Annotated in this window: 1 protein-coding gene; it reads left to right on the plus strand. The window is 34.7% G+C overall.

Features of this window, described 5'->3' with window-relative positions; translation table 11 throughout:
- Window positions 1-1,215: hypothetical protein (locus tag E1171_RS23375; protein WP_222931322.1), on the plus strand; the 1,215-nt coding region annotated here is incomplete at its 5' end.
- Window positions 1,216-1,295: the final 80 nt, after the last annotated feature.

A 1,295-nucleotide genomic window follows, 5' to 3' on the forward strand; every position in this document is an offset into this window, starting at 1 on the left:
AATACTAACAACAGACAAGAAGCTAACATGGCCCAAGAGATGATGGGTAATATCATTACATTTAGTAATGTTATTGACGGTTCTAGAAACGATTGGAACAGTCAATCCCTTGATGCTTTTCAGACGGGAATGTTCAATGGAATGAATGAAAATAACTTAATTGATGGTAATAACAATGATGGAAATAAGCAGTTAGTGACTGCCTATCAGAATGGTACGGACCACGATGTTTCAAGTAATAACCAGATAATGGGTAATAATAATAGTCACAATAGAGCAAGGGTTTTTGTTCTTCAATTTGATGAGAGCCATCGACATGTAGGAAATAATGATATTATCGGTAATGGCAATAGCTGGAACAAGCAAAGTACTGTTGCTATTCAGTTTGGCCTAGATCAAGACCATGATTTAAACAACAGAATTGTTGGCAATAATAATAGTGATAATAAACAAAGTACTTTCGGCCTGCAGGTGGGACAAACTCATGATCATGACAATAATAATCGGATTACGGGTAATCGTAATAGTAATAATAAACAAAGTTCTTTTAGCCTACAATTTGGAAGCCAAAATGAGCACGAGACTAATAGTGACATAAGTAACAACAATAATCACCAAAATAGCCAACAAGCTTTTAGCATTCAGCTGGGAAACCTACATGACTTTTTAAGTAATAATAGCATTTCCAGCGGAAATAATAATAGAAACTTGCAAAGGGCTGTAGGTCTGCAATTGGGAGTGCTCAATGATATTGAAAATAATAATAGAATTGGGAACGGTAGTAACAACAATGAAAATATTCAGCAGGTAATAAGTGCACAATTCGTTACTTTAAATGATGTCCTAAGGAATAATATCATTGAGGGGAATAACAATAACTACAATGTTCAAGCATTGGGAGCAGTTCAGTTTGGTGCTTCAAATATAGCCAACGACAATAATAGGATTGAGGGCAATGGCAATGAGGGGAACTGGCAAATTGATATAGCCTTAATGGATGGCCTTATGAATATGAACCAAGACAATAACTTAATAATGGGTAATAATAATGATGACAATTTTCAGCTGTTGATAGGTCTCCAGGATGGGAATTTTAATGAGTTTTTGAGAAATAACCATATTATTGGAAATAACAATAACAACAACCCTCAAGTCATGGCCGTAATACAATCTGGCAACGGAAATAGTTGTAATGATAATAATATCATTAATTAAAATGGGTTTCATTTCCCTTAGCTAATAATAGGAACTTTTAAGTTGCAAGTCCTCCAATGGGGCTTTGCAACTTTGGGTTA

This window comes from Xanthovirga aplysinae, assembly GCF_009711365.1.
Classification (GTDB): Bacteria; Bacteroidota; Bacteroidia; order Cytophagales; family Cyclobacteriaceae; genus Xanthovirga; species Xanthovirga aplysinae.